20 protein-coding genes are annotated in these 23,930 nt (G+C 57.7%); 7 read left to right on the top strand and 13 right to left on the bottom strand.

Features of this window, described 5'->3' with window-relative positions; translation table 11 throughout:
• Nucleotides 1-9 precede the first annotated feature (9 nt).
• The 13 genes from FY034_RS02025 to purE form a co-directional block, all read right to left on the bottom strand.
• Nucleotides 10-318 carry a hypothetical protein gene (locus FY034_RS02025; RefSeq protein ID WP_265553367.1) on the bottom strand — a complete coding sequence of 103 codons (309 nt, stop codon included), beginning with the start codon at nucleotides 316-318 and terminating at the stop codon, nucleotides 10-12.
• Between the two features lie 84 nt (nucleotides 319-402).
• Nucleotides 403-1,062, bottom strand: coding sequence for an ABC transporter ATP-binding protein (locus FY034_RS02030; protein ID WP_265553368.1), 660 nt, complete (start codon nucleotides 1,060-1,062; stop codon nucleotides 403-405).
• Nucleotides 1,063-1,202: 140 nt separating this feature from the next.
• The gene (locus FY034_RS02035) at nucleotides 1,203-2,363 is read right to left on the bottom strand and encodes an ABC transporter permease (RefSeq protein ID WP_265553370.1); all 1,161 of its coding nucleotides are present in this window, start codon (nucleotides 2,361-2,363) and stop codon (nucleotides 1,203-1,205) included.
• Complete coding sequence (locus FY034_RS02040) at nucleotides 2,360-2,788, bottom strand: DUF2318 domain-containing protein (RefSeq protein WP_265553372.1); 429 nt, start codon at nucleotides 2,786-2,788, stop codon at nucleotides 2,360-2,362. Before FY034_RS02040 ends, FY034_RS02035 begins: the two co-directional genes overlap by 4 nt.
• A gap of 141 nt (nucleotides 2,789-2,929) precedes the next feature.
• Nucleotides 2,930-3,283, bottom strand: a complete 354-nt coding sequence (locus FY034_RS02045) for a hypothetical protein (RefSeq protein ID WP_265553373.1) — start codon at nucleotides 3,281-3,283, stop codon at nucleotides 2,930-2,932.
• Nucleotides 3,284-3,315: 32 nt separating this feature from the next.
• A complete protein-coding gene (locus tag FY034_RS02050) occupies nucleotides 3,316-4,254 on the bottom strand; it encodes a TerC family protein (protein WP_265553374.1) in 939 nt (312 codons plus the stop codon).
• A 12-nt stretch (nucleotides 4,255-4,266) separates the two neighbouring features.
• On the bottom strand, nucleotides 4,267-4,854 hold the full coding sequence (locus tag FY034_RS02055; protein ID WP_265553375.1) for a TMEM165/GDT1 family protein: 588 nt from the start codon (nucleotides 4,852-4,854) through the stop codon (nucleotides 4,267-4,269).
• Nucleotides 4,855-5,439, bottom strand: a complete 585-nt coding sequence (locus tag FY034_RS02060; RefSeq protein WP_265553377.1) for a LemA family protein — start codon at nucleotides 5,437-5,439, stop codon at nucleotides 4,855-4,857.
• The gene (locus FY034_RS02065) at nucleotides 5,436-5,672 is read right to left on the bottom strand and encodes a PGPGW domain-containing protein (protein WP_265553379.1); all 237 of its coding nucleotides are present in this window, start codon (nucleotides 5,670-5,672) and stop codon (nucleotides 5,436-5,438) included. Before FY034_RS02065 ends, FY034_RS02060 begins: the two co-directional genes overlap by 4 nt.
• The gene (gene htpX, locus FY034_RS02070) at nucleotides 5,672-6,529 is read right to left on the bottom strand and encodes a zinc metalloprotease HtpX (RefSeq protein WP_265553381.1); all 858 of its coding nucleotides are present in this window, start codon (nucleotides 6,527-6,529) and stop codon (nucleotides 5,672-5,674) included. Before htpX ends, FY034_RS02065 begins: the two co-directional genes overlap by 1 nt.
• A gap of 342 nt (nucleotides 6,530-6,871) precedes the next feature.
• Nucleotides 6,872-9,247, bottom strand: coding sequence for a fused MFS/spermidine synthase (locus tag FY034_RS02075; protein ID WP_265553383.1), 2,376 nt, complete (start codon nucleotides 9,245-9,247; stop codon nucleotides 6,872-6,874).
• Between the two features lie 167 nt (nucleotides 9,248-9,414).
• Nucleotides 9,415-10,047, bottom strand: a complete 633-nt coding sequence (locus tag FY034_RS02080; protein ID WP_265553385.1) for a carbonic anhydrase — start codon at nucleotides 10,045-10,047, stop codon at nucleotides 9,415-9,417.
• A 13-nt stretch (nucleotides 10,048-10,060) separates the two neighbouring features.
• Nucleotides 10,061-10,564: a 5-(carboxyamino)imidazole ribonucleotide mutase gene (gene purE / locus FY034_RS02085; protein WP_265553386.1), complete on the bottom strand. Its 504-nt coding sequence runs from the start codon at nucleotides 10,562-10,564 to the stop codon at nucleotides 10,061-10,063.
• Between the two features lie 180 nt (nucleotides 10,565-10,744).
• Between purE and FY034_RS02090 the strand changes: the two genes are divergently transcribed.
• From FY034_RS02090 to FY034_RS02120, 7 genes are all read left to right on the top strand, one after another.
• Entirely contained in the window at nucleotides 10,745-11,764 is a 1,020-nt protein-coding gene (locus FY034_RS02090) for an ABC transporter substrate-binding protein (protein ID WP_265553388.1), read from the top strand.
• Between the two features lies 1 nt (nucleotide 11,765).
• Nucleotides 11,766-14,759, top strand: coding sequence for a PhnD/SsuA/transferrin family substrate-binding protein (locus tag FY034_RS02095; protein ID WP_265553390.1), 2,994 nt, complete (start codon nucleotides 11,766-11,768; stop codon nucleotides 14,757-14,759).
• An 85-nt stretch (nucleotides 14,760-14,844) separates the two neighbouring features.
• A complete protein-coding gene (locus FY034_RS02100; protein ID WP_265553392.1) occupies nucleotides 14,845-16,383 on the top strand; it encodes a methyl-accepting chemotaxis protein in 1,539 nt (512 codons plus the stop codon).
• Nucleotides 16,384-16,459: 76 nt separating this feature from the next.
• A complete protein-coding gene (locus FY034_RS02105; RefSeq protein ID WP_322573232.1) occupies nucleotides 16,460-17,653 on the top strand; it encodes a YbfB/YjiJ family MFS transporter in 1,194 nt (397 codons plus the stop codon).
• 89 nt (nucleotides 17,654-17,742) lie between these two features.
• On the top strand, nucleotides 17,743-20,400 hold the full coding sequence (locus tag FY034_RS02110) for an ATP-binding protein (protein WP_265553394.1): 2,658 nt from the start codon (nucleotides 17,743-17,745) through the stop codon (nucleotides 20,398-20,400).
• 42 nt (nucleotides 20,401-20,442) lie between these two features.
• Nucleotides 20,443-21,294 carry a phosphate/phosphite/phosphonate ABC transporter substrate-binding protein gene (locus FY034_RS02115; protein WP_265553395.1) on the top strand — a complete coding sequence of 284 codons (852 nt, stop codon included), beginning with the start codon at nucleotides 20,443-20,445 and terminating at the stop codon, nucleotides 21,292-21,294.
• The gene (locus tag FY034_RS02120; RefSeq protein ID WP_265553397.1) at nucleotides 21,294-23,927 is read left to right on the top strand and encodes a PAS domain-containing protein; all 2,634 of its coding nucleotides are present in this window, start codon (nucleotides 21,294-21,296) and stop codon (nucleotides 23,925-23,927) included. Before FY034_RS02115 ends, FY034_RS02120 begins: the two co-directional genes overlap by 1 nt.
• Nucleotides 23,928-23,930: the final 3 nt, after the last annotated feature.

Below are 23,930 nucleotides of genomic sequence, written 5' to 3' on the forward strand. Positions count from 1 at the left end.
GCTACGGAGTCAGGCGACGGATCGGGGCGGCTTGAACGGGATGCGGGAAAAATCCTTTGGCACCAGGTGGGGGACCACAGCGGTGAACTGTTTGGTCTGGGACGGAACCAGGACTGCAGGCAGCTGTGTGGTAACTGCCTGCAGCTGTGTATGGGTGTCGCAACAGTGGTCGCCATCCGGGTTGTGTGTGTCATCATGACAGGGGCTCGTGCTTGAGCCGCATCCTGACGATATCAGGCAACCGCCGGTCTCATGGGCATCTGCCACCGCCTGGTCGTGCCCGGCGTGCAGGCTGCCGGCCAGCAGGCAGATGATCATGCATATGACACCACAATAACGAAGCATGGCTGAGACCTTAGTATTTCTTGAAGTTGGATGTAGCGACAAAACAGGGCTGGCCGGTCAGAGCAGCAGCCCATCCTTCAGGCGGATGGTGCGCTGAGCGTAGCGGCCGTTATCCGGGTTGTGGGTCACCATCACGATGGTCTGGCCCGCCTGATGCAGCTCTGCAAAGAGCCCCATGACCTGGTCGCTGGTGGCACTGTCCAGATTGCCGGTCGGCTCATCGGCAAACAGGATCGACGGCCGGTTGACCACGGCCCGCGCGATTGCCACTCGTTCCTGTTCCCCACCGGACAGCCGGCCGGGCAGGCGCCCGGCGCAGCCGGCCAGCCCCATCCGTGCCAGCGCGTCATGTGCCAGACGCCGTTTTTCCGTAGCGGCCATGGCCAGCGGGGCCAACGACAGCATGACGTTTTCCAGTGCGGTCAGGTAGGGCACCAGATGAAAGGACTGGAAGACGAAACCGAAATGCCTAGCGCGGAAATCTGCCAGGCCGTTGTCATCAAGCCTGTAGATGGCCGTGCCGTCCACTTCGACGCTGCCGCTGCCGGGGTGGCACATCCCCCCCAGAATAGTCAGCAGGGTGCTCTTGCCGGAACCGGACTGCCCCATGATACAGACAAACTCGCCGGTCTCCACGGTCAGATCGATTCCCTTCAGGGCAGCGACGTTGCCCTCACCGGAGGGGTAGTTTTTTTTCAAATCAGTTGTAGATATCATGTGGTTCCTCGTTTTTCGGGAAATGTGGATTTTTTCGTCATGGCGTTGACGAGCAAGGAACGGCGCGGAGGCGTATAGATCGGTACGCCGCACAAGCCGTTCCGCAGCAAGGCTATGCCAGGGCGGAAAAAAATCATTTCCTAAAGACTCCTTAAGGCATCGGCCGGGTCCATCCTGCCTGCCCGCCGTGCCGGGTAGACAGCTGCCAGCAGGCTGACCAGCCCTACGGCACCAATGGCGGCAAGGGCCACCTGCCACTGCAACAGCAGGTGCGGGTGGCCGGATTGCGCCAGCAGAGGCAACGCCACGGCGGCGGCTCCGACCCCCAACAGGTAGCCTGTCAGGCCCGCCACCAGTCCCACCAGCCCGGCCTCAAGCAGGATGATCCCCATCACATGGCCGGTGCGGTAGCCGATGGCCCGGAAGATGCCGATTTCCACCTTGCGTTCGTTGACACTGCCCATCATGGTGATGAACACCACCAGCAGGCCGATCAGGGCGATCACACCCCCCATACCCAGCGAGAACCGTTTGAGCTGGGCAATGGTCTGCAGACGTCCCTCCACCACCTGCTTGATGGCACTGACCTTGGCATCCGGCAGCACCCCGGCAATCTGTTCCACCATCTCGCCGATCGGACAGCCGGAACAGAGTGCCGCCACCTCGATCAGGGTGATTTTGCCCTGTTTGGCGGTAATGGCCTGGGCTGCTGCCAGTGGTACAAACAGCAGGCCGTCATCCTGGGAGCCGGTCTCCTGCAGCAGGGCTGCCACGGTAAAGCTGCGGCCGGTGATGGTCAAGCGGTCACCGGGCTTGAGCCCCAGCACCAGTGCGGTACTGCTGCCCAGCAGGGCGTGATCCGGAGCAGACGGCTCCGTGCCGGTCAGGCGCCACCAGGGCTTCATCCGCAACTCAGCCGCAAAATCGACCCCCACCAGCAGCAGCTCCCTGCCCTGCAGCGTCACCGTCCCCAGGACCTTGGGGGCAACGGCGGCGATGTTCTGGCGGTTTTTGATGGTCCTGATCCGCTGCAGTACCGAGGGGTCAAGCTCACGCTGATCAAAGGAGACCCGCCCCAGGCTGATACCGCCGTAGGAAAGGGCCAGATCGTTGCTCTTGGGGGTGATCAGAATGTTGGCCCCGAACTGGTCCATGGTGTGCTCAATGTCGGCGGTCATGGAGTTTGAGAGGGTGACCAGCGCCACCACTGCCGCGAGCCCCACTGCCAGCGCCACCGTCAGGAAGAACATCCTGGCCGGTCGGCGCATCAGGTTTTTTAAGGCAATCTGGTAAGGTCTCATGGGAAGAACCGTGCCCCCTGTTTCAGCTCGGCAACCGGCAGCAGCAGCTGGTCGCCTGCCACCTGTGACGACAGGAAGTGGGGGTTGCAGCCCCCCACGGAAGACGGTCCGATCCGGTCAACCGGGAAGGTCAGGTTGCAGTTGCGGCAGAGCATCACATCGCCCTGCTGCTGATAGCCTTTGCGTTCCTTGTAGCAGACGTCGCAGGCGTCCAGTGCGGTCCTGATCCGGTCGTCACTGCCTTTGACCGCAAAGAAACGGATCTCCTTGCCGTCCAGTTCGATCCGGTAAAAAGAGGCCTGCATCGCTTGCAGCTCCGCCAGCGGGATCTTCACCACGCTGCCGTCTGCCTGTACCGTCTTGTGGGAAGCGCTGCTGCAGGCTGTCACAACAAGCATACACAGCACCATCAAAATGCGTTTCATGGCGAAACTCCTGATGTTTTATGTAGGTATGGCGTCGCAATACCGTTGTCGCCGGCAGCGTACGATGCCGATGACTCAGTATCGGGTCACTACCGCAGTATCTATTGCAGTATCTATTGGTGTTGAGAGGTACTTAGGGGTTCAGCAACGGTTTTGCGGGGGAACAAAGATGGATAGATAGACTTGTGGCGGTGCTTGCGGGATTGGGCTGTGAAAGCTGCTGGCAGTGGCCAGCGGCAAAGGAACGTCAATGGCTTTCAGGGTCAGTGGAGCGTGGCAGGCACAGGCGCAGGCAGAGGTGGTGCAGCAATCGTCCTGCTGGCTATCCGCCGCACCATGGTGACAGCCGTCGCAGTCGGCATCTGCAGCCGCAGAACTGACAACGTCGGTCATCCCCTGATGGCTCAGTGCAGCCACCGGAGCCATCAGGATACTGACCAGTGCCAGTATGCTCAGCAGCGTTGTGGCGACTATGCGGATACGTGTTTGTATCATACTGTTACAGTAGGGAATTGGCGTGTTGTTTGTCAAGCTGTTTCCGGCAGCTCAACGGTTTCAGGTTTCCGTAAAAGCAGTGAGGCAACCACTGCAAGCGCCAGGGTTACCACAATCACTGCCAGCGACAGGCTGATCGGAATGTGGAAACCCAGCATCATCAGGATCATCTTGGCCCCCACAAAGGCCAGGATCAGGGCGATGCCGAATTTCAGGTAGGCAAACATCCCCATCAGGTTTGAGAGCAGGAAGAAGAGCGATCTGAGTCCCATGATGGCAAATACGTTGGAGGTCAGTACGATAAACGGATCCAGGGTAATGGCAAAGATGGCCGGAATTGAGTCCATCGCAAAGACCAGGTCGCTGCTCTCCACCACCAGCAGCACCATGAAGAGCGGGCTGGCGATCCAGAGCTGCATGCGGCGGGTGATAAACCAGTCGCCCCGGATCCGCTTGGTCATCGGCAGAAAGCGGCGGGCCAGTTTGACCAGCGGGTTTTTGTCCGGCTCGATCTCGTCATCGCCGCTGAAGGCCATTTTCCAGGCGGTATAAACCAGCAGCGCGCCGAAGAAGTAGAACAGCCACTGGAACTCTTTCAGCAAGGCTGCGCCGATGAAGATGAAGGCCAGCCGCATCACGATCGCACCTAGGATGCCCCACTTCAGTACCTTGGCCTGCAGTTCTCCCCGCACCCCGAAGACCGTGAAGATCATGATGAAGACGAACAGGTTGTCCACCGAGAGCGACTGTTCAATCAGGTAGCCGGTCAGAAACTCCAGTGCCTTCTGTTGTCCCATGGTGAACCAGATCCCGCCGCCGAACAACAGTGCCAGGAGCATCCAGACCACAATCCAGGTGGCTGCCTTTTTGAAGCTGACATGACCGCTCTTGCGATTCTGACTCAGGTCGATCAGCAACATGAAGCTGATCAGTACGGCAAATACGAGCCACATGAGGGTGGTAGGTGACATGGTGATTCCTTTTCAGAGGGTGAACAGGCGCCAGCCCATGGCAACGCCGAATACCAGGAACATGAAACCGGCAGTCCGGTGAATCCAGCAGATCGGGATATATTTGACCAGCTGTTTGCCGGCAAAGATGCCGATCAACGAGACCAGCCAGAGTGCCAGGGTTGAGGCAACAAAAACGGTCGCGATGCCGCTCAGGCTGCCGGAATGCTGGGCAGCCTGACTGGCGGTCACCAGTTGGGTCTTGTCACCCAGCTCGGCCATGAAGATCATCAGAAAGGCGGTCCGAACCGCATCAGCCGCAGTGGGGGGCGGAGTGTCGTCATCTTCGGCGTCGCAGGCATGGCGCAGGGTACTGTAACCAAAGTAGAGAAACAGCAGTGCCGAAACCAGGGTGACCCAGAAGATCGGCAGCACCAGAAACAGGATCTTGCCCACCAGTACCGCTGCCAGATTCAGCACGGTAAAGGCGGCGGCAATACCGATGAAGATCCGTTTCCAGGGGTAGCGCAGTGCCAGGGCCATGGCAGTGAGCTGGGTCTTGTCACCCAGCTCCGCCAGAAAGATCAGACCAAAGCTGCTGATAAAGGTGGACAGTTCCACCTAGAACTTCACTTTCGGTGCCGCCTTGGCCCCTTCTTCGGCCTTGAACGGCTCCTTGCGCTGCAGGTGCAGCAGCATGGAGTTGGTCATTGAGTTGGGGAAGGTGCGGATGCTGGTATTGAAGGCCTGTACCTGCTTGTTATAACGCTCACGGGCCACATTGATCCGGTTTTCGGTCCCTTCCAGCTGTTTCTGCAGATCAAGGAAGTTCTGGTTGGCCTTCAGGTCCGGGTACTTCTCTGCCACCACCATCAGCCGGGACAGGGCGCCGGTCATCTGGCCCTGCATCTGTTGGAATTTGGCAAGGGCGGCCGGATCATTGATGATCTCCTTGCCCACCTTCATGCCGCCCACGCTGGCGCGGGCCTCGGTGACCGCCTTGAGGGTGTCGGCTTCATGCTTGGCGTACCCTTTAACCACCTCAACCAGATTGGGGATCAGATCGTTACGGCGCTGGTAGGCGGATTCCACATCGCCCCAGGCAGCAATCACCGCCTCTTCATTGGCCTGCATGGTGTTGTAGCCGCAGCCGGACAGCATGCCCATCAGCAGGGTGCCCATGATCAACAGCATGATTCGCTTCATTGTTTTTCCTCCGTTTTGGTGTTCTTTCTGGTTTTTGTTTCAATGTAGGTCCTGACCTTGTGCAACAAGTCCCTGGCCCAGACAAACTCCGTGGCCAGGATCCCGAGCCCCAGCGGTATCACCACAATTGCCGGACCGGGGGTGAAGATCATGATGATGCCGATCAGCACCACCGTGACTCCAACCACGCCAACCACCAGTTGACGGGCCTTGCGCAGGCTCCAGCGCAGCATCAGCGTTGGGCCATGGCCTGCAGACGGGCGATCCGCTCTTCCATGGGCGGATGGGTGGAGAACAGGCTCATCATACCGCCGCCGGTCAGCGGATTGACGATGAACATGTGAGCCGTGGCCGGTGTGGCATCATGCAGCGGAATCTGCTGTGATGCGTTCTGCAGACGTGCCAGGGCACTTGCCAGGGCGCGGGGCTTGCCGCAGATCTCGGCGCCGGTGGCATCGGCCAGGTACTCACGTGAGCGGGAGACCGCCATCTGGATCAGCATCGCCATGAAGGGAGCCAGAATGGCCATGGCCAGTGATCCCACCAGCCCGCCGAGGCCGCCACCCTCCTCGTCATCACGCCCGGCCCCCAGTATGGCACCCCACTGCAGCATGCTGCCGATCATGGAGATGGCGCCGGCAAAGGTGGCGGCAATGGTGGAGATCAGGATGTCGCGGTTCTTGACGTGGCCCAGCTCATGGGCCATTACCCCTTCCAGCTCCTCGGGGGAGAGAATCCGCAGGATCCCTTCCGTGGCTGCCACCGCAGCATGGCTGGGGTTGCGGCCGGTGGCAAAGGCATTGGGTGACTGGTCCGGGATGATGTAGACCTTGGGCATCGGCAGATTTGCCCGGCCGGCCAGCCGTTCCACCATGTCATAAAAGGCCGGGTTGTCGCTGCGCTCAATTTCCTGGGCGCCGTACATCCGCAGCACGATCTTGTCCGAGAACCAATAGCTGCCGAAGTTCATGACTGCCGCCATGACAAAGGCGATCAGCATGCCTCCCGATCCGCCAACTGCGCCGCCCATGGCTACCAGCAGCACGGTTAACAGTGACAGTAACAGGGTCGTCTTAAACTGGTTCAACATTTTGGGTTCCTCCGTCAGGGTGCTTTGATAAAGCCGGGGAGGCCAAATAAAAAAGACCTTTACCCACGGCAGATACAACGAAAAGCCTGGGTAAAGGTCTTGCTGGCGATCTCTCGTCCCACGTCCGAGTCCTTTTTACAGGACTGTCTTGACGAATCGTGGGCCGACCATGTCTCCGGTCGGTAGCTACTCCCCTTTACGTAGTGAAATCATAATCAGCCTTGCTATGCTTGTCAAGGGGATTCGATAGGTCTTGTTGTTACGTTATTTCAACAGCTTTACAGGGGATGAGGATGAGTTCATGCGCGATTGAGTCCACGGCAACTCTGTCTGTCTGTCTGGTTATTTGAAGCCGTTACTGATGTAGTGGTGCTGAATTTTGGTTATTTTCTGCAGGACGGCAGCTGAGTTGCCGGCAAATGCAATAATCTGCTGTGGTGATTCGTGCTGCTCTTCAAACAGCCTTTTGAAACGCTGCGGGTCATACGTCGTGCGTGCCGTGCCATACTCCAAAACTGGCTTGTCATCACTCAATATCGGGGCATGTGCAGCTATGTTGCCAAGCCCTTTCTCAGCCATCATGAAACTGGCTGCCAGCACCTCAGGATTATTCAAAAAATGCTCTTCGGTACCCGGCAGCCCGAAAAACAGTTCTGCAAATACCTTTGGATTGCCCCGCAAAACGGCAACGCCGTCCGTATCAATTGACAGATTTCTATCCGGCGATCCGATGAGCAGTAATTCGGCATAGTGATTGTACCAAAGCGTACTGTTCGGAAATTCGGAAATAAATGTTTTAATGACTGCCTTCAGCTGCTCCTCCGTGAAAAAACCGACCGGCAGGAATTGTGAGATAATCCCGTTCTTTGCCAGTCTCTGTCTGGCATGCCGATAGAATTCAACCGTGTAAAAAGCGGAGGCCTGCGGCCTGAACACCTGTCCTACTTCAACGGAGATCAGGTCGTATTTTTTATCGATATTCCTGAGATAGTTGTTTCCGTCTTCTGCAATAACATGTGTCCTTGGATCGCTTAGCCATGCGGCCTCAAAATGTTTTTTGAGTACGTCAGGGATGCTGCTTTCAAGATCAACGCAATCCAATCTGGTGATGTCATAATACAGAAACCTGCTCGGTGTCTGACCAGCGCCAATCCCAACCACCAAAACCTCTTTTGCTGATGGATGCAGCAGCATCGGCAGATGGGCTGCCATGATCTGATGCCCCGTATTTTTCTGCCCTTGCCACATGCGGTCCAGTTCCATTTTAGTGTCGCCGTTTCGCTTGATGACAGAGATAAAAGCACTCTTCCCCTCAACAAAGTCGATGAGATCCCGCTCCTTGGCAAGATAGTCTGCCGGCAGTCGTACCTTTGTTGTGGTCGCCAACAGCCCCCATATCAGCAGGCTGACAAGCGTTACTAGTGCTTTGGCCCGGTACGATACCCCCTTTGAAAGGAATGCGATTACCATAATCCCCAAAGCAAGACACACAAACGTAATGACCAGCAAGGTGGCATGCATGCCCAGCAGCGGCAACAGGATAAAGCCGGTTATCATGGAACCGGCAACACAGCCGACCGTGTTGGTCGCAAGCACCCGCCCGACATGTTTGCCGGCACTGAAATCAGTGTGCCTGATACAATCGACCAGCAGCGGAAATGAAAGTCCTGAAAACAGTGTGGGGATAAACATAAGCGCCAGACAGATCACGACGATAACACCAGCTGACTCGCTGGATGCAGCCCAGTGCCAGGCAGTAGTTGGCAAGAGCAGCGAAACCAGAACAAAAAAAGCACTCAGAATCTGCACCGCGCCCAGCAGAACAGTCGCATTGCCGGATGGCCTCCGGCAGTGCACCAGATAGCTGCCGACAGCGATGCCGGTCAGGGCGGTCAAAAGACTAATGGTGTAGGTATAGACGGTATTATGGGTGATCAGCGCCAGAAAGCGGGTCCAGAGTATTTCATACGAAAGCACGCAGAACCCTGTGCCGAAGATGGTGGCGTACAGGAGCCCCCGCTCTGCCGGATCGGTGAATTGCCTCTGATAGCCCTGTGCCGCACTGCCGGATCTCATTACAGCACCCGTGAAAAAAGCCCCTCGTGATATGAGCAGCAGGGTTAATACCCCGCCCCCTTGTGCCAACAGGCCAATCAGAAGCAGGGTTGTGCTGAGCCCCAGCTCTGGCAGCAGAACAAAACCGCAAATCAGGCATCCGGCTGCCGCTCCGATTGTGTTCAAGGCATAGAGAAAGGCAAGATCGCCTGATGATGCAGTAGCGGATTCATTATAAAACTGGGTAAAGAGTGGCAGCGTCCCCCCCATTAGAAATGTTGGAGGGATAATGACCAGCGCAATCAGGACTACTCGAATAACCGAGATGATGATGCTGTGCTGAAAACAGGAAGGGTACAGCAGTTGATAAGGGATCTCACATACGGTCAGAAGTTGCCGGCTGAACAGGGCAAAGGTGCCAACGCCGATTTCAAGAAAGGCATAGACCTTTAATGGTTGTGAGTACCGCGTGGATCTGCTGCCAAAATACTGTGCCCCCATTGCCATGCCGGTAAAAAACAGGGCCACCACGGAACTGACGGCAAAGGTTGTGGCGCCAAATATCAGGCCGGCTGACCTGATCCAGCAGATTTCATAACAGAGTCCAACAAAGCCGGACAGGAAGAAAAGCGCGCAAAGCACCGTATGGGAGCGTTGACGCACTCTCTTACTCGGTGACGGCGTCAATAAACGGACCAGAGGCAAACCACGTACCGGCGCGTGCCGTCCCTATTTTGCAAAGCGTATGAATGGACAGCGCAAGACGTTCCCCGTAGCTAAGGGCTCCAATGACAAGAGCCCCTGAAATCCATAGATTCTGGATACCGCTATTAAACAAGCAGGGTAAATTTGCCACTGGCCGGGTGGTAGCTGTACAGGTTGCCGGACTCGATGTCAAAGTACCAGCCATGCAGGTCCAGCTTCCCGGCATCAACGCGATCCTTGATCCAGGGGAAGGTCAGCAGATTTTCTAAAGATACCAGGATCGAGGCATGTTCGCAGGCCTTGGCCTGACGCTCCGGCGAGGCGCCGGAAAACGTTTCCAACACCTGCTGCTTGGCCCGTTCAGCAATACTGACCCACTTGCTGATATACTCCCCGTTCTTGTCAGACGGGATCCCTTCCATCAGGGACCGGATACCGCCACAGTTTGAGTGTCCCAGCACAATGACATGCTCCACCTCAAGGTGGCAGACCGCGTATTCAAGGGCGGCACTGACCCCGTGATAGGCCTGGTCATGTTCACAGGGGGGGACCAGATTGGCCACGTTGCGGACAATAAACAGATCACCCGGCTCGGAACGGACCATCATGGAGGGGTCAACCCGTGAATCACTGCAGCCGATCAGGACCACCTTGGGACGTTGCCCCTTTTTGAGACAATCAAACAGTTCACGGTCTTCGTGGAAATACTCCTCCTGGAAGTTGCGGAAGCCGTGGATAAATTTCTGGATCTCCTGCATTACAGCTTCTCCCTCAAGCCTGCTTCAGACGTGTTTGCAGCTCGCTGGACTTTGCTTGCAGTTCCTGTCGGGTGGCGGCACGGAACTGCTCCAGCCGGTCTGCCAGCTCAGGCCGTTTGATGGAAAGGATTGAGGCAGCCAGGTAGCCGGCATTCTTGCCGCCGTCAACGGCCACCGTGGCTACCGGAATGCCGGGAGGCATCTGGACTGTGGCATAGAGCGCGTCCACACCGGCCAGGGCCCCCGATTTCAGTGGTACGCCGATCACCGGCAGGGTGGTGTGGGAGGCCACAACACCAGCCAGATGGGCTGCCATGCCTGCCCCGCAGATCAGGACTTCAATGCCCCGTTCACGGGCGGTACGGGCGTAGGTGGCGGTCTTGTCCGGTAGACGGTGGGCCGAACTGATATCCATTTCCCAGGTAACTCCCAGTTGCGTCAGCACCTCGGCTGCCTTCTCCATTACCGGCAGGTCGCTGTCGCTGCCCATTAGTATGCCGACCAGAGGTTTGTTCATATGCTCTCAGCTCCTTGTCTGTTTTCAAACCCAGTGGGCAGACCTAGCTGAAACCGGTTGCTTCTGTCAATAGCTTTTCAGGTACCAGGGGAAATGATACACAGACTCCCAGCGCAAGACTTTGACAGAATATCGTGCAGTGGTATGCTTGCACAAAATGAAATTTACGGAACGAAAAGTATGCTGAATTCCCACAGGAGACTACTTGAGCTGCTGGCATCATTGCCTGCGCAGCGATGCAGCCGACGTGCGGCGCTGGGAATTCTGGCGGCTACCGGTCTGCTTCCGCTGCTGGGGGGATGCAGCAGCAGCCCTCTGAAGATCGCCGCCCACCCCTGGCCGGGTTACGAACTTTTGTTTCTGGCCCAGCGGGAGGGGTGGCTGACGGAAAAACTGGTGAAACTGCAGACCACCGCTTCTGCCTCCGAATCTTTACAGGCTCTGGCCAATGGCAGTGCTGACGCAGCAGCGTTGACTCTGGATGAAATGTTGAAGGCCAGGGGGAACGGCATCCCGCTAACCGCAGTGCTGGTCTTTGACCTGTCAGCCGGGGCTGATGTGGTCATGGTCAGACCAGGCATTACATCACTCAGGCAGCTGGCAGGCAAGCGGATCGGAGTAGAACAGTCTGCCTTGGGGGCACTGGTGCTGCAATTGACCCTTCAGGCCGCGGGGCTGGATCAAACCCGGATCAGTGTTGTCCCGGTCACTCCGGACCACCACCTTGAGGTCTGGCAGGCCCAGCAGCTGGATGCGGTGATTACCTATGAACCGGTTGCCTCCAGGCTGGGGAGTCTAGGGGCACGGATCATCCATGACAGCCGCAGCATGCCTGGTATGATCTTTGACCTGCTGGCCGTCAGGACCGATCTGCTCCACTCGCGGGCCGAGGGGCTGAGAGCTGCAGTTGCAGGCCATTTCAAGGCGCTTGAGCACCTGCAGCACAATCCGCAGGATGCCGCCTACAGGATGGCAGGCCGCTTGAAGCTTGACCCCCGGCAGGTGCTGGATACCTTCCGGGGCCTTGAGTTGCCTGCGCTGTATGCCAACCAGGGCTATCTTGGAGGTGCGGTCCCGGGTATGTTTGCGGCAGCCCGTATGCTGAATGATCTGATGGTTGCCAAAGGAATGTTGAAACGTCCTGATAATCTGGCCGAGCTGGTCAGCGCCGCCTTCCTGCCGAAGTTGGAGGGGCCATAGCATGAGCCTGAACATGGTTCGACTTTTGATCCTCCTTTTAGCGGTCTTTCTGGCGCTTCCCGGCGTATCCTCCGCTTCCAGCGCCGCTCGGACTCTCACCTTGGGGGTGCTGGCCGTCCGCCCCAAACCGGAGACACAGCAACGCTGGCAGCCGCTGGCCGACTATCTCTCCCGTTCCCTGAAAGGGTATCAGGTCAGGCTGCTGCCTCTGGATCAGCAGGAGCTGCAACAGGCGCTGGATAAACGGCAGATTGACCTGCTCTTCACCAATGCATCCGACTATATCTCGCTGCGCCAGACAAATGCCCTGACCGGGGCGCTTGCCACGTTGATCGACCTGCAGGGGGGGCAGCCGGTTTCAAGTCTGGGCGGTGTCATCTTTACCCGCAGTCATCATGCAGCGATCAAAACCCTGGCTGATCTGAAGGGGAAAACGCTGGCCTGTTTCAGTGTTACCGGCAGCCTGGGGTCGTATCCGGCCCCGGCCCATGAGCTGCTGAAGGCAGGGATCCGTTTGCCGCAGGATGCACGGGTGATGGTCACCGGCACCCCGCAGGACCGGGTGGTTGAGGCGGTGCTGGGCGGCACGGCCGATGCCGGTTTTGTCCGGACCGGGATTCTGGAACAGATGGTTGCAGAAGGCAGGCTTAACCTGCAGCAGCTGAGGATTATCAACCGTCAGGACCTTCCCCATTACCCCTTTGTCGTCTCGACCCGCCTTTATCCAGAGTGGCCGCTGGTTGCGCTTTCCCACCTGCCGGAGGAGGTGGGGCGCAGAGTCGCCGCTGCCTTGTTGCAGCTTGAGCCTGACGGTCTTGTCGCCCGGCAGACACACATCTATGGTTTCAGTGTCCCGGCGGATTACCAGCCGGTGGAAGACTTACTGCGGGAACTGAGACTCCCTCCGTTTGAGGCTGCCCCGGCCTTTACCCTGCGTGATGTCTGGCAGCGTTACTATTGGCAACTGCTCCTGCTGGTCGGTAGTGCCGGCGGCATTGTTTTCCTGGCCCTGCGTCTAAGTCTGGCCAACCGGAATCTCACAGCGGCCCGGCTTGAGGCCGAGCATGCTGCAGGTCAGTTACAGACCCTGGTGCACACCATCCCTGATCTGATCTGGCTGAAGGATCAGGAGGGGGTCTACCTTTCCTGTAATCCTCGTTTTGAACAGTTTTTCGGAGCATCTGAGGCAGAGATTGTCGGCAAGACCGATTACGATTTTATGGACAGGGAACTGGCTGATTTTTTCCGGGGGTATGACCGTAAGGCCATGGCCGCAGGCTGCCCCAGCGTGAACCTGGAATGGGTCACGTTTGCTGACGATGGTCACCGGGAGCATCTGGAGACGATCAAGTGTCCGATGTTCGACAAGACGGGCCGTCTGATCGGGGTGCTGGGGGTCGGCCGCAATATCACTGCCCTTACACAGGCCATGGAAGACCTGCGTGCCAGTGAGGCCCGCTGGCAATTTGCCCTGGACGGTGCCGGTGACGGGGTCTGGGACTGGAATATGCAGACCGATACGGTTTTCTTTTCCCGTCAGTGGAAGGCTATGCTGGGGTATGCCGAGCAGGAGATCGGTTCCAGCCTTGATGAGTGGGACAGCCGGCTGCACCCTGATGACCGGGAGCGGGTTTACGCTGATCTGCAGGCCTACCTTGAGGGGACGACTTCCAACTACCGTAACGAACACCGGGTGCGATGCAAGAACGGTAGATACCTCTGGGTTCTCGACCGGGGGATGGTGGTCGAGTGGTCCGATGATAACAAACCGCTGCGGATGATCGGCACCCACACCGACATGACCGAACGCAAACAACATGAGGAAGAGCTCGAACAGGCCCGTTACGCCGCCGATGCCGCCAACCGGGCCAAAAGCGAATTTCTTGCCAATATGAGTCACGAGATCCGTACACCGATGAACGGTGTAATCGGTATGGCGCAACTGCTGCGCTATACCCAGCCAACCGGCGAACAGCAAGAATATCTGGATAACCTTGAACTGTCCTGCAATAACCTGCTGGCGCTGATCAGTGATATTCTGGATCTGTCCAAGATTGAAGCCGGGAAGATAGAGCTTGAATATACCGATTTTTCACTGCGGCACAGTGTCCAGGAGGTGGTCACTACCCAGATTTCACGTATCCAGCAGAAGCAGCTCGAGCTGAAAACGCAGATTCAGCAAGAGGTGCCGGAGCTGCTGCGTGGTGATGCCCTGCGCTTCAAGCAGATCCTGCTGAACCTGCTGGGCAATGCGATCAAGTTTACCGAGTCCGGGCAGATTGAGATTTCGGTTGTGCTCTCCTCCTGCCAGGATGACTCCTGCCTGATCAGGCTTGCTGTCAGTGACAGCGGGATCGGGATGAGCGAAGAAACATTGCAGAAGATCTTTAACCCCTTTGAGCAGGCGGATAATTCAACTACGCGCAAATACGGCGGATCAGGTCTGGGGCTGTCCATTTGCCGCCGTCTTGCTGAGCTGATGGGGGGCCGGATCTGGGCTGAATCGGTTTTGGGGCAGGGCTCCACCTTTATTGTGGAGCTGCCGTTCCTGATGCATCGCCGGAGGGTCGACCAGCAGCCGAAACAGATTTTCGATCCGTTATCCCTGTTTAACGGCAGACGCCTGAAGGTCCTGGTTGCTGAGGACAACAGGCTGAATGCCGCCACCACCGCTGCCATGCTCGTCCAGATGGGCCATCAGGCAGAGATAACGGTTGATGGTCAGCAGGCCCTGGAGGCATGGCGAAGTGCTAGATTTGACTGTATCCTGATGGATATTCAAATGCCGGTCATGGATGGCAGGCTGGCTGTTGCAAGCATCCGTGAACAGGAGGTCAGGACCGGCAGACATACGCCGATCATAGCCCTGACGGCCCATGCCCTGCGGGGAGACCGGGAGCAGTTTCTGACGGAGGGCTTTGACGGCTATATCTCCAAGCCGGTAGATATCGAGGCCCTGGCCACAGAGCTGCGGCGTGTGGTGCCGTTGCCGTGACATTGTCCGGGGGCTGACGGTACGATGCGAGCTGGCAACGGTTTTGCGTCTGAATGTGTTCAGATTTTCAAACAGGAGGGATGCTATGTCATTATTAGCCCGCCTCAAGGTAACCCAACGGCTCTACCTGCTCTACACGGTGGTCATTATCTGCAGCCTGGGGATGTATGCCATGGTGCAGTACTTCGTGACCTTTTCCGACAAGCAAAAACTGCTTACGATCCTGAATATTGCCATGCCGATCTATCTGGTCTTTCTGACGCTGGTCATCCTGCTGATTGTCCGCTCCATTGCGCAGCCGTTGCGCAACCTGACCAACATGCTGGAAAACATCAGCCAGGGAGAGGGAGACCTGACCCGTCGGCTTGAGGTCTCCGGCACCTGTGAGTTAAGCCGGATTGCCGGAATGTTCAACACCTTCATGGATACCCTGCAAGGGTTGATCGGGGGCATCAGCCAGAAGACCGCTGATATGGTGGCGACCGCTACTGAGCTTGACGCAACATCAGATAAAATGCTGGCCCAGTCTGATCTGGCGGCTGGTCAGACTGTCGCGGTAGCTACCGCCAGCGAGGAGATGTCTGCCACTGCTGCAGATATCGCCCGGAGCTGTATGCATGCGGCAGAACGTGCTGATGAAGCAGGCAACACGGCTCAAAACGGTGCCGGTGTCGTGCAGGAAACCTTGCATTCCATGCAGGTTATCGCCAGTAATGTGCGTGAGACCGCCGAGACGATCAAGGGGCTGGGAGCCCGTTCTGATCAGATCGGGGCGATTGTGGGCACCATTGAGGATATTGCCGACCAGACCAACCTGCTGGCCTTGAATGCCGCCATTGAGGCTGCCCGGGCCGGTGAACAGGGGCGCGGTTTTGCCGTCGTGGCCGATGAGGTGCGGGCGCTGGCCGAGCGGACGACCCGTGCCACCCGCGAGATTGCCGAGATGATCCGTGCCATTCAGCAGGAGACCGCCATTGCTGTGCGTGTGATGGAAGAAGGGGTTGAGAGGGTGGAGAAGGGGACCGCTGAGGCTGCCCGTTCCGGAGACGCGCTGGATGAAATTCTGTCGAAGATTTCCGATGTAACTCAGGAAATCAACCAGATCGCCACGGCTGCGGAGGAGCTGACCGCCACCAACAATGAGGTTACCGGCAGCATCCACCAGATCAGCAGCCTGGTTCAGCAGAGTAATCTTCAGACAACGGATTCGGTGGGCCAGATCAGCAGTATGATTGCCATGTTTGAAGACCTGCAAGGTTCCCTGAACCGGTTCAAGTGTAATGACGGACTGAACACGGTCCTGCAGAAGGCCAAGTCGGCCCATCTGCTGTTTACCCGCCGGATCAGGCTGCATTTGAAAGGAGAATTGCGGCTTGAGGCCGGCAAGCTGCCGGATCATCATCATTGTGCCTTTGGTACGTGGTATGATACGCAGGGCCAGCAGATGTGCGGCAGCCATCCAAGCTTTAAAAGTATCGTAGAACCTCATCAGAACGTGCATGCGCTGGGCAAGTCGGCTGTGCAGGCTGCAGACAGCGGTGACCGGCAGCGTGCCCAGCAACTGTGTGATGAGATGGTGGCTGAGTCCGGCAAGCTGCTTGCCATACTGGATCAGATGAAATAATGACCACCCGTTCGTGACAGTGCATACCTCCGCTAAACCTCTGCAATGCCGGTCATTGCATTACGGCTGGGTCATCGTGGCGGTCGGTGTCCTGGTGCTGTTTTCCTGCCTGGGGCTGGCCCGTTACGCCTACACCATGCTGCTGCCTGCCATGCAGGCCGGATTGCAGTTGAGCTATGACCGGATGGGCCTGATCGGCACGGCCAACTTCAGCGGGTATCTGGTCGCCGTGGTGCTGTCTCCCTGGCTGATCCGCCGTTTTCGCCCCCGGGCGGTGATCAGTGCCGGGCTGCTGTTGATCGCACTCTGCATGGCCGGTATCAGTCAATCCCGCGGTTTTCTGACGGTTGCGCTGCTCTATGCGGTTACCGGCCTGGGTGGTGGTCTTGCAAACATTCCCCTCATGGCGCTGGTCCCCTGCTGGTTCCGCAGCCGGACCCGCGGCAGGGCTGCCGGTCTGATCATTGGCGGCAACGGTCTGGCGATTATCTGTGCCGGGTATCTGATTCCGCTGCTTAACCGCCAGTATGCCGCTGACGGCTGGCGTCTGGCCTGGCTGCTGCTGGCAGCCATCTCACTGCTGACCGCCCTGGTTGCTGCCCTGTGGCTGCGTAATGCCCCGGCGGAAAAGGGGCTGGAACCGCTGGGGCCGTTGCAGCCGGAACAGCACGGCAGCATGCCCATTCCCCACGAGCAGCAGGGGGACGGCGCACTGCTGCTCAGGCTGGGGCTTTTGTATCTGGCCTTTGGCGCAACCTTTATGGTCTTCGGCACCTTTATCGTCACCAGTATGGTGCGGGAGTCCGGTTTGAGTGAAGCGCAAGCCGGCCACTACTGGTCGTGGGTGGGCTTCTTCAGCGTCTTTTCCGGGGTCGGTTTTGGCAGCCTGTCTGACCGGATCGGCCGCAAGCAAGGGCTGGCGCTGGTCTTTCTGGTGCAGAGTGCAGCCTACCTGCTGGCCGGACTCAAACTGGGGGCCATTGGCCTGCTGCTTGCCATTGTCCTGTACGGCTCAGCCGTTTTTGCCATACCAGCCATCATGGCTGCTGCTGTGGGTGACTATCTGGGTACAGCCCGGGCTGCCGCTTCATTTGCCACCATTACCATCTTCTTTGCCGTGGGACAGACCATCGGTCCAGCCGTTGCCGGCTTGCTGGCACGTAGCTACGGCAGCTTTGCTCCGGCCTATCTCAGCGCTGCCGCCATCACCTGTTCTGCCGCCCTGTTTTCCCTCGTTTTGCCCGCGCCGCACAGGCGCGATCCCGCTTGACATTTCCTAGTTTAATGGCAGACTTTATATGCCTTAGACCGCTTGTTGACTGGTCTGTTTAAGGTAGTCCGGCAGCGTTTGGAGCTACCATGAAAAAGTATCGTACCATCTGGATGGCGTTGTTGCAGTGGGGGCTGCTCTGGAGCCTGATTGTCGGTTGTTCGCTGCTCTGGAATGAACGCCTGATCCGGCAGCAGGTCTATGATTACTCCCGCCATGAAGCAACCACCATTATCAATAAAGATCTTGCCTTCCGACGCTGGGCCACCATGCATGGCGGCGTCTATGTGCATCCCACCGCGCAGACCCCGCCCAACCCCTGGTTAACCGTGCCGAAGCGCGATGTTGTGACGACTGACGGCGACAAACTGACCCTGATGAATCCGGCCTATATGACCCGCCAGGTCATGGGGCTGTTTGGCGAACAGTTCGGCGTCAAGGGACATATCACCAGCCTGCACGCCAAAAACCCTGTCAATGCCCCTGATGCCTGGGAAAGGGAGGCCCTGCTCCGTTTTGAGAAAGGGAGCTCTTCAGTCAGTGAGCTGACCACCATCAATGGTGCCCCCTACTACCGTCTGATCCTGCCGATGAAGATGGAACAGGGCTGTCTGAAGTGCCATGCCGACACCAGGATTCCGGTGGGAGGGATCAGAGGCGGCATCAGTGCCGCCGTGCCGTTGGCACCGCATCTGCGGGCCGGCGAGAACGGGTTGCGGGGTGTCCGTCTGGCCCACGGCAGCATCTGGCTGGTGGGGATGATCGGTATCACGATTGCCAGCGCCATTTATCTGCGTCAACAACGCCTCAGTCAGCAGGCCGAAGACGAGCTGCGGGCCCAGGAGGCGTTGTATGCGTCATTGACCACTGCCTCTCCCACCGGTGTCTTCCAGACCGACCCGCACGGAGCCTGCTGTTATGTCAATGAACGCTGGTCAGCCATTGCCGGGTTACCGCTTGAACAGGCGCTGGGTGATGGCTGGGCGCAGGCGTTGCATCCTGAAGACCGGGCAAAGGTCTTTGAAGAATGGCAACGCTCGGTTGCCGGGCAGCGCCCCTTTAGCCTGGAATATCGCTTTATGCGGCCCGATGGCAGTGTTGCCTGGGTGTATGGCCAGTCAGCCGAGATCTTTGACAGCAAGGGGGGGATTGTCGGCTATGTCGGCACCATTACCGACATAACCAAACGCAAACAGACAGAGGCGGCCCTGGCGGATCAGGCCCTGTTCCTGCGGGAAAGCCAAACCATTGCCCAGCTTGGTGGCTGGAAGTTAAATGCCGATACCAGCATGCTCTACTGGACTGATGAGCTGTACCGGATGCTGGAACATCCCGTTGAAGAGGCAATCAGCCAGGAAGCCAGCTTGAACTATTTTGATGCCGAGGACCGGCCTCTGGTGCTGCAGTCCCTGCAGGAGGCATTTGCCCACGGCACACCTTTCAAGCTGACCTGCCGGATGATCAGTGCCAACGGCCGGCGTTTCTGGGGTGAACTGCGCAGTATCGGCCGGTTGGAAGGGGCGGACGGCGACTGTATTGCCGGCACCCTGCAGGATATTACTGAACACAAGCAGATTGAGGAACTGCTGACCAGTGCCAAGGAAACGGCCGAGGCCACCAGTCGCACCAAGACAGAGCTGCTGGCTACCCTGAGCCATGAACTGCGCACACCGCTGAACGGCGTGATGGGTGGTGTGCAGTTACTTGAACTGACCGAGCTTACTGCTGAACAGGGTGAGTTCCTGCAGATGATCAGGACATCGGCAGTCAATGAACTGGCACTGGTGAACGATCTGCTTGATCTGGCCGGACTTGAATCTTCAGGCCTGAAGGTCGAGTCAGGGCCGTTCAATCTGCTGGAAAGCATTAAACTGGCCATCACCCTGCACCGTAGCGCACTGGAGACGCGGGGGTTGCCGCTTACAACCAGTCTGCCGGAGAGTCTGGCGCAGCAGGTGATTGGCGATGGACGCCGTCTGACCCAGATCATCTCCAACCTGCTGGGCAACGCGATCAAGTTTACCGAGCAGGGCGGGGTCTCCCTTGCGGCGGATTGTATTGCGTGTGGTGAGCGTGAGCTGCGGCTGCAGCTGCGGGTCAGCGATACCGGCATCGGTATTGCTGAAAAAGATCTGCAGCGGATCTTTGAACCCTTTGTGCAGGCCGATATGTCCAGCACTCGCAGGTTTGGCGGCACCGGCCTCGGATTGGCGATCTGTCACCGCCTGGCAGAGCGGATGGGGGGCCGTATCCATGTTGACAGCATCCCCGGCGAGGGGAGCTGTTTTACCCTTGAGCTGCCGTTGTATACCGCCGTCGACCCGGCTGAGGCGGTCAGGGGTGAAGCCGTTCCGCCGGCGCTCTGGCAGGGTTCCTCCATGACCGCGGTGATTGCCGAAGATAATCCCGTCAACCTGATGGCCGCCGCAGGACTGGCAGGCAAACTGGGGCTCAAGGTGCTTCGCGCTGAAGACGGTAAACAGGCCCTGGCACACTGGATGTCAGGCCATGTTGATCTGATCCTGATGGATATCCAGATGCCGGTCATGGACGGCAGTGAAGCAACCCGTTTTATCCGCCAGCGTGAGCAGGGCAGCGCTGCCCACATCCCGATCATCGCCCTGACCGCCCATGCCATGGCCGGCGACCGTGAAAGGTTGCTGGCCGAGGGTTTTGACGGTTATATTGCCAAACCGTTCCAGCTCAATGAACTGGCAGCGGAACTGAAGCGGGTGACGTCGCGCTGATCGTGGTGGGCCTGCTTTGATGATGCTTGAGAGGGGGAGCCTATGCGAAACCGGATTGCAACCCATCTTCTGCTGTTTGTGTTGTCGGCCTGTTCAGTGTCAACCGCCAACGCTGCTGACAGGCAGTTGAGTTTTGGCGTCGTACCGCAGCGTAGTGTTATCCTGACCGCCCAGTACTGGAATCCTATTCTGAAGTATCTGGAAAAGAAGAGCGGTGTGCCGCTGGTTCTGAAGGTTGAAAAGACCGCGCCGGAACACTCCCGTCAGGTCGGCCTCGGCCGTTATGATCTGGTCTATACCAACCATTTTTTTACCAAGGCCAATGCCAGGGCAGGCTATCGGGTCGTGGCCCGTCCGGCAGGCCCGGCCATTACCGGTGAGATCGTTGTGCCGGAAGGGTCACCGATTGCCCGGCTTGAAGATCTGGCAGGCCGGGAAGTGGGCTTTCCGTCACCAGCCGCTTTTGTGGCATACGCGGTACCGCTTGATGTCCTGACCCGCAAGGGGATCAGGGTCAAGCCGGTTTTTGCCGGCAATCAGGAGGGGATTATGGCGCAGCTCAAGGCTGGCCGGGTGGCTGCAGCCGGTGTTAATTCACAGGTGATGCAGTCCTACGCCAACCGGGAGGGCTGGCGTTACCGGAGTGTCTGGCAATCGCCGGAGTACCTGAATCTGCCGATTGCAGTCCACCCCCGTGTAGCTGCCGGAACGGCGGCAGCGATCGTTGATGCCCTGGTTAACATGTCCCATGATCCGGAAGGTGTGCAGATACTGGAAAAGGCCGGTGCGTTGATCGGTCAGCAGCCCCCCTATGGTTTTGTCCCTGCAAGCAACAGAGAGTATCGTAATCAATGGGAGTTTTTTAAGCAGACCGTCGTACCGGAGTCACGGTAATGCTCAAAAAAATAATCCTGTTACGTTTAAGTCTCTTTAGCCGTCTGCTGCTGGTCAGCGGTTTTGTGATGCTGATCACCACCTCGTTGCTGATCTGGGGCCAGATGCTCCATGAGATAGATAGTCTGCGAACCAGGATCGATGAAGAGCTCCGTGATCAGCTGCGGGAACTTACCCAGATGGTCAGCGAGAACGCCATTCTGGGGGACTATGCCTCTATTCAGGCCTCCTTTCGTACCAATGTCAAACGTCAGCATATCTATCTGATCCGCTGGACTGATCCGGTGGGCAAGGTGGTTGAGGCCGTTGATGAACAGCCAAAGCCGGCCGTTCCGGACTGGTTTGTCGCGCTGGTCGGGATACGGGAGCACAAGGAGTCTGCCGCGCTGGAGGTTGGAGGGCATCCCTACGGCACCCTGACCCTGGCCCACTCACCGCAGACTGAAGTGGCCGTGTTGTGGCGTTCGCTGCAGGTGCAGATCCTGTGTCTGCTGGGCGGCCTGGCGGTCTTTATCGCCCTGATGGCACCGACCATCAGGCGGGCATTAAGGCCGTTACGCAGATTGGGCGCTGCTGCAGAACAGTTCGGCAGCGGTATCTATACGACACGTGTCCAGCTGTGCCAGATTCCGGAGATTGATACCTGCATCATGGCCTTCAACGAAATGGCCACCACCACGGAGGTGTTGATCCACCAGCGGGATGAGCGAGAGCGTGATTTAAGTGAACAGCGAAATTTCTTGCACACCCTGATGGATACGATACCGGATCTGATTTTTTACAAGGACAGAGCCGGTGTGTATTTGGGCTGTAATGAGCAGTATGCCAACAACTTTATCGCCCGTCCGCGGGAACAGATCATCGGGCATACTGACCGGGAGCTGCTTGCCAATCAGGAACTGGCGCAATTTGTGGCTCAGAGAGATCAAGAGGCCATGGCAGCGGAGCAGCCGATTTCCTATGAGATCCCGGTCGTGCTGCCGAACGGGGCCCATGTCCTGTTTGAAAGTACCAAGGTGGCATTCCGTAATGCTGAAGGTGCTGTCATCGGCATGATTGGTGTGTCTCGAGACATCACCTCGCGCAAACAGATTGAAAACGAGTTGCGCCGCAGCCGAGACGAGTGGGAGCGGACCTTTGATGCCATGCCGGACCTGATCTTCATCCTGGATCGCAACTATCAGATCACCCATGTCAATCAAGCCGCCCTGCAGCGGTTGGGTACGACCAGAGAGCAGACCGTGGGCAATGCATGCTATGCCTGTATGCATGGCAAGGATGAACCGCCGGAGTTTTGTCCTCAGAGGCAGACCCTGCAGGATTACGGGGAACATGTTGTGGAGGCGCTGGTGGAGCGGCTGGATAGCCAGTTTCAGATCACGACCACCCCCCTCTTTGATGAGGATGGCAGTTATGCTGCCACGGTGCATGTTGCCCATGACATTACCGAACGCAAACACCATGAGGAGGAGTTGGAGCTGGCCCGGGAGGCCGCTGATGGCGCCAACCGGGCCAAGAGTGAATTTCTTGCCAATATGAGCCATGAGATCCGCACCCCCATGAACGGGATCATCGGTATGGCCCAGCTGCTTAATTTTACCGAGCTGAGTCCTGAACAGCAGGAATATCTGTCCTATATCGAGAGCTCTGCCGACAACCTGCTCTCACTGATTAACGACATTCTGGACCTCTCTAAGATTGAGGCCGGCAAGATAGAGCTGGAATATGCCGATTTTTCACTTAAAAAGGCGATTGGTGATGTGCTTGCCACCCAGATCTCCACGATTCACCGCAAACACCTTCAGATTGACAGCTGCCTGGCTGATGAGCTGCCTGAGATCGTCTGCGGCGACCAGTTGCGTTTCAAACAGATTCTTCTGAACCTGCTGGGCAATGCCATCAAGTTCACTGAGCAGGGGAGCATTAGTATCAATGCTGCTGTTATCGAACTGCAAAGTTACCAGGTCACGTTTGCTATCAAGGTGGTCGACACCGGTATCGGCATGTCTCAAGAGGTGATGGAAAAGATTTTTTCACCCTTTGAGCAGGCAGACACCAGTACCACGAGACGCTTTGGCGGCACCGGCCTGGGGCTGACGATCTGCCGGAAATTGGCAGACCTGATGGGAGGGGCTATTACGGTTGAAAGCAGGTTGGGTGAGGGCAGCACCTTCTGTCTGGAGATCCCCTTTGGTCTCCCGGTGGCAAGCAAAAGCCACTCGCAACAGGGACAGGCCGGTCAGATTATGTGGGAGGGCCCGGTTCTGACGGTCCTGGTGGCAGAAGATAATGAGTTGAATATGGCGTTTACCGTAGGCGTTTTGAAAAAAATGGGACATAACGTCAAGACAGCCCGGGACGGACAGCAGGCTGTAGAGATCTGGCGGGCCGGTGGTATTGACCTGATACTGATGGATGTCCAGATGCCGGTTGTGGGGGGCCAGGAGGCGATGCTGCAGATCCGCCAGGAAGAGCCGCAGACAGGGCATACACCGATTGTTGCCCTGACCGCCCACGCCCTGCGGGGGGATCGGGAGCGGCTGCTGGCAGCCGGCTTTGATCATTACCTCTCCAAGCCGTTCCGGCTGCAACAGATTTTTGATGTTCTGATGAAAATTACGACAAGCCTCTAAAGG

The sequence above is a fragment of the Trichlorobacter lovleyi genome, from assembly GCF_015239775.1.
Classification (GTDB): Bacteria; Desulfobacterota; Desulfuromonadia; order Geobacterales; family Pseudopelobacteraceae; genus Trichlorobacter; species Trichlorobacter lovleyi_B.

What these genes read in the sequence shown, in the direction of transcription:
- FY034_RS02090 (WP_265553388.1), top strand. Translation starts at nt 10,745, where the DNA reads ATGCTGAATTCCCACAGGAGACTACTTGAGCTGCTGGCATCATTGCCT.
- FY034_RS02050 (WP_265553374.1), bottom strand. Translation starts at nt 4,254, where the DNA reads ATGTCACCTACCACCCTCATGTGGCTCGTATTTGCCGTACTGATCAGC.
- FY034_RS02040 (WP_265553372.1), bottom strand. Translation starts at nt 2,788, where the DNA reads ATGAAACGCATTTTGATGGTGCTGTGTATGCTTGTTGTGACAGCCTGC.
- FY034_RS02035 (WP_265553370.1), bottom strand. Translation starts at nt 2,363, where the DNA reads ATGAGACCTTACCAGATTGCCTTAAAAAACCTGATGCGCCGACCGGCC.
- FY034_RS02120 (WP_265553397.1), top strand. Translation starts at nt 21,294, where the DNA reads ATGCTCAAAAAAATAATCCTGTTACGTTTAAGTCTCTTTAGCCGTCTG.
- FY034_RS02025 (WP_265553367.1), bottom strand. Translation starts at nt 318, where the DNA reads ATGATCATCTGCCTGCTGGCCGGCAGCCTGCACGCCGGGCACGACCAG.
- FY034_RS02045 (WP_265553373.1), bottom strand. Translation starts at nt 3,283, where the DNA reads ATGATACAAACACGTATCCGCATAGTCGCCACAACGCTGCTGAGCATA.
- FY034_RS02100 (WP_265553392.1), top strand. Translation starts at nt 14,845, where the DNA reads ATGTCATTATTAGCCCGCCTCAAGGTAACCCAACGGCTCTACCTGCTC.
- purE (WP_265553386.1), bottom strand. Translation starts at nt 10,564, where the DNA reads ATGAACAAACCTCTGGTCGGCATACTAATGGGCAGCGACAGCGACCTG.
- FY034_RS02115 (WP_265553395.1), top strand. Translation starts at nt 20,443, where the DNA reads ATGCGAAACCGGATTGCAACCCATCTTCTGCTGTTTGTGTTGTCGGCC.
- FY034_RS02110 (WP_265553394.1), top strand. Translation starts at nt 17,743, where the DNA reads ATGAAAAAGTATCGTACCATCTGGATGGCGTTGTTGCAGTGGGGGCTG.
- FY034_RS02065 (WP_265553379.1), bottom strand. Translation starts at nt 5,672, where the DNA reads ATGCTGCGCTGGAGCCTGCGCAAGGCCCGTCAACTGGTGGTTGGCGTG.
- htpX (WP_265553381.1), bottom strand. Translation starts at nt 6,529, where the DNA reads ATGTTGAACCAGTTTAAGACGACCCTGTTACTGTCACTGTTAACCGTG.
- FY034_RS02095 (WP_265553390.1), top strand. Translation starts at nt 11,766, where the DNA reads ATGAGCCTGAACATGGTTCGACTTTTGATCCTCCTTTTAGCGGTCTTT.
- FY034_RS02030 (WP_265553368.1), bottom strand. Translation starts at nt 1,062, where the DNA reads ATGATATCTACAACTGATTTGAAAAAAAACTACCCCTCCGGTGAGGGC.
- FY034_RS02060 (WP_265553377.1), bottom strand. Translation starts at nt 5,439, where the DNA reads ATGAAGCGAATCATGCTGTTGATCATGGGCACCCTGCTGATGGGCATG.
- FY034_RS02080 (WP_265553385.1), bottom strand. Translation starts at nt 10,047, where the DNA reads ATGCAGGAGATCCAGAAATTTATCCACGGCTTCCGCAACTTCCAGGAG.